The sequence below is a fragment of the Streptomyces sp. NPDC054961 genome (assembly GCF_053609145.1).
This window is the reverse complement of record NZ_JBSGWY010000096.1, coordinates 1-3741: the sequence shown is the minus strand read 5'-3', so window position 1 is coordinate 3741 and position 3741 is coordinate 1. Positions and strand designations below refer to the sequence as shown.

4 protein-coding genes and 1 pseudogene are annotated in these 3741 nt (G+C 68.2%); 3 read left to right on the top strand and 2 right to left on the bottom strand.

The window, feature by feature from the left end; translation table 11 throughout:
• The first annotated feature begins 270 nt into the window (after window positions 1-270).
• Window positions 271-738: a hypothetical protein gene (locus ACWF9Z_RS36550; protein WP_267757397.1), complete on the top strand. Its 468-nt coding sequence runs from the start codon at window positions 271-273 to the stop codon at window positions 736-738.
• A 516-nt stretch (window positions 739-1254) separates the two neighbouring features.
• Entirely contained in the window at window positions 1255-1566 is a 312-nt protein-coding gene (locus ACWF9Z_RS36545; protein ID WP_453609918.1) for an NIPSNAP family protein, read from the top strand.
• Here ACWF9Z_RS36545 and ACWF9Z_RS36540 read toward each other — a convergent pair.
• Window positions 1563-2506, bottom strand: a pseudogene (locus ACWF9Z_RS36540) (IS481 family transposase). The gene ACWF9Z_RS36545 and the pseudogene ACWF9Z_RS36540 sit on opposite strands and share 4 nt — an antisense overlap.
• A 42-nt stretch (window positions 2507-2548) precedes the next feature.
• Window positions 2549-2866 carry a hypothetical protein gene (locus ACWF9Z_RS36535; RefSeq protein ID WP_453609916.1) on the bottom strand — a complete coding sequence of 106 codons (318 nt, stop codon included), beginning with the start codon at window positions 2864-2866 and terminating at the stop codon, window positions 2549-2551.
• 106 nt (window positions 2867-2972) lie between these two features.
• Here ACWF9Z_RS36535 and ACWF9Z_RS36530 point away from each other — a divergent pair, with 106 nt between their 5' ends.
• Window positions 2973-3380, top strand: a complete 408-nt coding sequence (locus tag ACWF9Z_RS36530; protein WP_453609912.1) for a DUF3662 domain-containing protein — start codon at window positions 2973-2975, stop codon at window positions 3378-3380.
• The last annotated feature ends 361 nt before the right edge of the window (window positions 3381-3741 follow it).

The window sequence follows — 3741 nt, the reverse complement described above, 5'->3', positions numbered from 1 at the left end:
GAACGGGGCTATCCAGGACGGCTCCGACGCCGTGATCACACCAGCCACTGCAAGATCATCTCACCCGTGACCAGCAGTTGCGGGACAACCCTTAGGCTGGCCGCCACCAGAAGATGACGCTTCGCCACATGGACGTCTGCAACGGTCTGCTGCGCCCGGTGCGCCTCGGGCCGACGACGCCCCGACGACCGACTCGACGAGAGGGGACGGGACATGACGCGTTCCCGAAGGCCGGCACGGTTCAGCTTCCTACCGGGAGTTCTGGGCCTGGTGATCCTGTTCGCACTGAGTGGCTGCGCAACCAGCTCCGGCGACTCCGCGCACGCCGCACCCACGAAACCGGCGCTGGACGTCTGCGCTTTGGCGACCGAGGAGGAGGTCGGGGCGGTCCTCGGCCAACCGGCAAAGGGAAGGCGGGATGACAGCGTCCTGCCCGGCCGCACGCAGTGCACCTACGTGAACGCCGCTGCCAAGGGCCGCATCGTCTTCATCGCCCTGCTGCCCTTCGAGGTCAGCCAGCACACCAAGCCCGGCACTCTACCGGTGGCCGGAGTGGGCGACGTGGCTCTGTACGACGAAGCCTCGATCGGTGGCCATCTGTACGTGCGCAAGGGCTCGGTCAACTTCGCCGTCAACTACGCCTTTGATCCCCTTGCCCCGGGAATCCCCGACCAGCACTCCAGTCAGATCCGCGACCACCTCGAAACGCTGGCCCGCGCGATCGTGTCAAGGCTGTGAGCGGCCGCGCCTGCGTCAGCCCACCTCGATGACGGAGAACCGCCCGCCCCAAGGATCGGCGAGCCGGGCCGCCCGGCCGTACGGGGTCTCCTCCAGCCGTCAAGGACTTGCCCGACGGCCTGGCGTACGGTCAGGTCGGCGTCGGTGACGGCGAAGTGCACCTGCCAGTGCGGCCACCCCGGTGCCATGCCGCAGCGGATGCCCGCCGCCGGTTCGCCGTCAACCAGCAGGTCGACGGTGCCGCCGCACTCGTGGACGCGCTGTGACACCTCGTCGGCGCTGTCCACGGCGAAGTAGGTGGTCCACCCGGCGGCGGGGGGCTGCCGATACCGGCGACCTTGGCGCCGCTCAGGGTGGCGCGCACGTAGGCGCTCAGCCGCGTCGGCCTGAGAGGCGTACTCGTCGATCGGCCGGGAGCCCCCACAGTCACACGATCAGGCGACATAGAAAAGAACATCAAGTCACATATCGCCCTCTGATCACGAAGTCCGAACCATCACACGGCATCATTCAGGGATGATCACTATTCATCTGAAGTACGAGATAGACGCTTACAAGCTTGAGGATTTCGAAGAGTACGGTCGCCGCTGGGTCCGGCTCGTCAACCGTTTCGGCGGGACGCACCACGGCTACTTCCTGCCGAGTGAGGGCGACAGCGACATCGCCTACGCCCTCTTCTCCTTTCCCAGCCTGGCCGCGTACGAGCAGTACCGCACGGACAGCATGTCCGACGCGGAGTGCCAGGAAGCGTTCGAACTGGCTCGTGACACCGGCTGCATCAAGCGGTACGAGCGCCGCTTCCTCCGGCCGCTCGACGGCCTGTCCTAGGTGTATTGCCCTGTGAGGTTGGGGACGCGGCTGGCGGGTGGTTTGCCCTTGAGGGCGGTGTGTCCGATGTGGTGATTGTAGGTGAGCAGCCACTGGGGGAATGCGTCGCGTCGTTCCTGTTCTGACCGGTAGGGGCGGGCGTAGGCCCACTCCTCCAGCAGGGTGCGGTTGAGGCGTTCGACCTTGCCGTTGCTCTGGGGCTGGTAGGGCCGGGTTCGCTTGGCGCGATCCCGGCCGCCGCCGGCAGATCGCGCCAGGCGTGCGACTTGCAGCAGGAGCCGTTGTCGGTCAGCACGCGTTCGACGGTGGTCCCGACGCTGGCGTAGTAGGCCTGCGCCCTGCTCCTGAAGGCGGTGGCGGTTTCCTTCTTCTCGTCGGGCAGGATCTCGCTGCAGGCGAGGCGGGAGTGGTCGTCGACGGCGGTGTGGATGTACTGGTAGCCCAGACAGGGCCGTTTCCTGCGGCCGGCCCGGCGGCCCAGGACCTTGTGGCCGCCGCCGTCGGGGATGTTCCCGAGCTTCTTGATGTCGACGTGGACCAGCTCGCCGGGCCGGTCTCGTTCGTAGCGGCGTATGACACGGCCGGTGGCCCGGTCCAGATGGGTCAGACGGGCCAGGGCGAACCGTGTCAGGACCCGGTGCACCGTCGAGGGCACGAGCTGCAGGTGGTGGACGATGCGGGCCGGTCCCCCACCGCCGCAGGATCCTGACCTTGACGATCCGCCGCTCGGTGCGGGTCGCCGTCCGTCGGGGCTGTGGTGCGGGCGGGAGGAGTGGTCGCTCATGCCGGCCTCACCCCGGGACCGGTCGCGGGTGGCCCAGCTTTCTGCGGTGGTGGGTGAGACCTGGAAGCGTGCGGCGGCACGGCACAGTGGCCAGCCGTCCTCGACCACGCAGCGGGCCAGACGCAGGCGTCCGGTCTCGGTCAGGGCTCGGTGCAGGCATCGTCTGCACTCCTCTCATGAGACCCATCTGACCCTCTGTCACCACTTCCCGCATCTCGGGGGAACCTCAGGGCCAGACCTGGGGGTTCTTACCGCCGCGTACCCCGCCTTCAGGCGCCCCTCGATGTCAATACGGCGCTGCCCGCTCTCTGTCGCCCATGCCTCGACCGCCTCGTGGACGACATCGACCTGATGGCCCCAGGCCTTGAAGGCCGCCGTCCCCTCCGCGTGGGCGTCCTCCGACCAGCCGCCCTCCGCCGAGGGCCGCCTACGACGATCCTGGACCTCCCGCACCCACGCGGTGTCAGAACGCTTCTGGAGCCGGATCAACGCGTCGGTCAGTTCGATAGCAGCCACGGCCGGAGCCTGGAGGCCGACTCTGACAACGCCGGTGGTCGTCGCGCCTTCGGCTACTGGTCTAGAGCGGGCGAGTGACGTCGTCGAACCCGGGCAGGTGTAGTTCATGGACACACTGAAGGGCTGGGAGCGGGCGATCGAGCGGGCCGAGCAGGTACTGGTGGAGAAGCTGTTCGGGAGTGATGCGATGGAGGCAGAGGTGGTCGAGGCACTGCTGCGGACGTGCGACGAGCAGGCCGTCGTGTGCAGCTCCCAGCGCACGGTGGTGCCGAACGTGTACACCGTCGAGCTGCCTTCGCCCGTGTACTCCGAGATCGGCCCGCACCTCACCGTCGTGGGGCAGGAGCTGACCGACCGGTTGGAGCGCCACGGCGAGCGCGAGAGCTACGAATGGGCCGGGCCACTCACCGTGCGGCTCGCCGCGGCCGAACACGTCCCCAACGGCCGCTACCAGGTCCGCTGTGCCCCCATGGCACACATCACCTCCGCACCACTGAGCACTCCGAACACGTAACCCGGCGGTCCTGCCGCCCCCATTGGGTTCGCTCTGTCACCTTTACGAACGCCTCGTGGGGCGGTCGGCCTACTGGCGGGCCACGGTCCTGTTTGACGGCGAGTTGGGAAGCAAGCACCCACACCTCGGCGGCCCGGGCGGCGCCAGCCGGGCCTTGACTCCCTGCCCCTGCGGTGCGCAGCGGCGCCCAGGAGCAGCGGCAGCAGCTGATCGACCTGCCTGGCGGGCCGCCGCTTGGAGAACACCCTCAGCCCCGCCGACCCCACCTACTGAGGATTTCGGGTTGTCGTCGGGTGGTGACGGTTCATGATCCCTGCGGTATGCCGGTGGTATGCGTTATCCGGAGGGTGGGGGCCTGACC